1 protein-coding gene is annotated in these 3448 nt (G+C 60.6%); it reads left to right on the top strand.

Features of this window, described 5'->3' with window-relative positions; genetic code table 11:
• Positions 1-976: 976 nt before the first annotated feature.
• Positions 977-3448: 5'-nucleotidase C-terminal domain-containing protein (locus WMO66_RS14440; RefSeq protein WP_349137054.1), on the top strand; the 2472-nt coding region annotated here is incomplete at its 3' end.

Below are 3448 nucleotides of genomic sequence, written 5' to 3'. Positions count from 1 at the left end.
ACCGAGATCGTCAACGGCTCCACGCACGACGACAAGGTCAACTACCTTGACCCGACCGCCACGGCGCTCCGCTGCCAGGCTGCCGCCGTCGCCTGCCGTTATCTGGCTCTCAGCAAGTAAGAAATACGCTCCTGCTGCCGCACCCACCCGGGTGCGGCAGTTTTTTGTTATGGAATGCAGTGCAAATCGCAGGGGCGAGGCATGGTGCAAATGGAAAATGCAGAATGGAAAATGGAAAGTTACGCAAAACTGCCAGTCGTGCGTTGTAGGGGAGCGGCATGCCGCTCCCGGCGCAGCGCTTACGATTCGTACCGGCTGACGATAAAACGGTAATGGCCCCCGAATTGTCATTGCGAGGAGGCCAAAGGCCGACGTGGCAATCTCGGGCAGGCAGTTGCGTTTTCGCCGCGGCCTTCCTGTGATCCGGCCGGGTACTGCGAGATTGCCACGGCCCCTTCGGGGCCTCGCAATGACAAACTCGGAAGTCTCATGCCAATGAATTTGCGCTGCATGATTTGTAAGCGCACAAGGCGCTCACTGAGCGCCGCTACAGACGCAATTGGTGTATACCATTTTAACGGCAGCCAGTACGAATCGGGAGTACACTGCCGGGAGCGGCATGCCGCTCCCCTACAAGGCGTGTGCGGTCGGCAGAGTGCCGCAAAACCTGCAGCTGCCCATGGCGCTCGCTGAGCGCCGCTACCGTCAAATCTGTAAGCACGCACGGTCGGCGATGCCCTTGTCCATTTTGGCAGCCCCCCTGCCGGGATCACCACGTCGGCCCTTGGCCTCCTCGCAATGACAAATCCGGAAGCTTCCCATTATATTTTGTAAAAACTATATAAAATCCAAAAAAATATTCAGCAAATTTGCAGCATTTTCTTGCATTTTTCCTGAAAATATGATACGCTCTTTTTACGCGCCCGAAACGGCGCGGTCCGCCCGCCCGAATATTGGAAAAGATGGAGGTAACCCTGTGAAAAGAGTTCTGTCCGCACTTCTCGTCCTGATGCTCGTGCTCGCGTTGCTCCCGGCCTCGGCACTGGCAGAAACGCCCTATACGCGCGCCGACGCGGCCGTGTATCTGGCAGAGACCTTCGGTCTGGCCGATATCCATGCGAGCCGGATCGAGGGCTATGAAACCACCCCCAAGGAAATGGGCTATTCCGCAAGCTCCGACGCCATTACCGCGGCAAACGTCATCGCCGCCGCCAAGGACTGCGTCGACCTGCCCACCGCCCCGAAGATCGAGGCCGTTATCAACGCGCAGCTCCTCTCCCTGGCCGACGATCATCTCAGCTTCCGCCCGGATGCGCCCATCACCGTGCGTGAAATGGCCACGGCCGTTGCCAAGGCGCTCTACGGTGCCGATCTAAAGATCGATCATCTGCAGAAAGCCATCGACGCAGGCCTGCTGAAGGCCTCCGACCTCACAGATGAGCCGATCACAGCCACGCAGGTTGAGACGCTGTTCGCCTTCCTGCAGGACATGCAGGTCGTCTCCGTGTTCGCCACGGCCGACATCCACGGCAACTACATCCCCTACACCTCCAGCGACGGCAAGTTCGAGATCGGCTCCGTAGCCCGCATCAAGACCGTCATGAATGAGGTCGAGGCCAGACTCGGCGAGGATCATGTGATCTACGTCGACGGCGGCGACTCCCCCTACAACACCACGCTGGCCAACGTCTCCATGGGCAATGTCTCCGTCGACGCCCTGAGTGCTCTCGGCCTCGATGCCACCGTGCTCGGCAACCACGACTTTGACTACTCTCTGGAAAACCTGCTCCGCCTGCGCGACCGCGCACAGTATGCCATGCTCTCCGCCAATACGAAGTTCAAGGAAGGCAAGGCCTACGCGGGCGAGAAGGAATATCCCTTCGGCGACTACATCACGAAGGAAGCTGCCGGTCTGAAGTTCGGCATCTTCGGCGTGACGGACGACCAGAGCGCTGCCACGACGCTCTACAGCAACACCTATGACATCGAGTGGGACGACGATCTGACCACGGCCAAGACGCTTGTCAGCCGCCTGAAGAACGAGGAGTCCTGCGATGTCGTCATCGCGCTGTCCCATGTGCACAGCAAGAACACGCAGCTCATCACCGATAATCCCGCCGTTGACATCTCCATCGGCGGCGGCAACGACATCGCAGGCCGCCCGACCATCATCAACGGCACGCAGTACCTCATCAACCCCAGCAAGCATGGCGAAGCCCTGAATCAGATCAACGTCGTCGTGCTGAACGGCAAGATGACCGGCGTTATCTACAGTCAGATCTTCCTGACGGATGCCTACGCCGAAGATCCCACCGTCAAGGCCCTTGTCGACAGCTATAACGACGAGGTCGCCGCCTCGCTGGAGAAGGTCGTCGGCTACAGCGCGCAGAACCTTGAATGGTCCACGCAGCTCGTCCGCGGTCAGAACTCTCCCATCGCCAACCTCGTCACCGACGCCCTGCTCGACTTCTTCGCCATCTATGAGCCGGACATCTGCCTCGTGAACGGCGGCGGCATCCGCGCCTCCATGCCCGAGGGTCCCGTCACGCTGAAGTCCTGCAACTCCGTCCTGCCCTTTGACAACGACATGATGCTCGTCGAGGCCTCCGGCGCCACGATCCTCGCCGCGCTGGAAAACGGTGTCAGCGCCCTGCCCAGCCTGCACGGCAAGTTCGCCCAGCCCGCCGGCATCACCTACACCGCCGACCTCACAAAGGAGCCGGGCAGCCGCATTTCCGACGTGAAGTTCTATGACGGCACGCCGCTCGATCCCGATGTCCGCTACAAGGTCGTCATCAACAGCTACCTCGGCGGCGGCGGCGACGGCTACACCATGCTCAACGTCCTCGACGAGACGAAGGAGCTGGCCTCCGATGTGAAGATCATCACCCACGTCAACAAGACCTATATGCGCCAGGCGCTGCAGGCCTATTTTGAGAAGTCCACAGAGGAGAAGCCCATCCGTGTCGATATGAACGAGACCCGCATCCGCCTCATCACCGAGGAGACGTTCGTCAATCCGTTCACCGATGTCGCCGAGACCGACTGGTTCTACGACGTCGTGCTGCAGCTCGCGAAGGACGGCATCGTCAACGGCATGACCGAGACGACGTTCGAGCCGCAGGGCACGCTGACGCGCGCCGAGTTCGCCACGATGCTCTACCGCATCGCCGGTACGCCCGCGGCCGAGGCCGAGAGCACCTACTCCGACGTCAAGACCGGCGACTGGTACTATGACGCCGTCGTCTGGGCCACCGAGGCCGGTGTCGTCAACGGCATGGGCGACGGCACGTTCGCCCCGAACGACAACATCACCCGTCAGGAAATGGCCACGATGCTCTACCGTCTGGCCAAGGCCGAAAAGGTCGAGGAAGACAAGCTGGCCTCCTTCCCGGATGCCGCCTCCGTCGCCGACTGGGCGAAGGACGCCATGAACTGGGCTGTCTCC

The sequence above is a fragment of the Faecousia intestinalis genome, from assembly GCF_040096185.1.
Classification (GTDB): Bacteria; Bacillota; Clostridia; order Oscillospirales; family Oscillospiraceae; genus JAZOXB01.
This window is presented reverse-complemented; position numbering and strand designations above follow the sequence as displayed.